The sequence below is a fragment of the Bacillus cereus group sp. BfR-BA-01441 genome (genome assembly GCF_022663075.1).
GTDB lineage: Bacteria > Bacillota > Bacilli > Bacillales > Bacillaceae_G > Bacillus_A > Bacillus_A cereus.
The window spans coordinates 1-407 of record NZ_JAKUEU010000273.1 but is presented as its reverse complement, the minus strand read 5'-3'; the positions used below and the strand labels follow the sequence as shown (position 1 = coordinate 407).

Genomic DNA, 407 nt, shown 5'->3' with positions numbered 1-407 from the left:
CTACAAGGAATCCAAGGTCCGAGTGGTTCAACCGGTCCTCAAGGAGTGCAAGGCATACAAGGTCCGAGTGGCATAACAGGTCCAACTGGTCCTCAAGGAATACAAGGTATTCAGGGACCACAAGGAAGTATAGGCCCAACTGGTCCTCAAGGAATACAAGGTGTGCAAGGTCCACAAGGCCCAACCGGCCAGGCGGGTGCAACGGGTCCTCAAGGAATTCAGGGAATACAAGGTCCAATTGGTCCAACCGGCCCCCAAGGAATTCAGGGGATACAAGGCGTGCAAGGTCCACAAGGCCCAACTGGTCAGGCAGGCCCTCAAGGTCTACAAGGAATAACTGGTCAGGCGGGTCCAACCGGTCCAACCGGTCCAACCGGCGAGGCGGGAGCAACGGGTCCTCAAGGTCC

Annotated in this window: 1 pseudogene; it reads left to right on the top strand. The window is 57.0% G+C overall.

Going from position 1 to position 407, the window contains the following annotated elements:
* Positions 1-407 (top strand): annotated as a pseudogene (locus tag MR107_RS32090) (collagen-like protein); the annotation flags it as partial.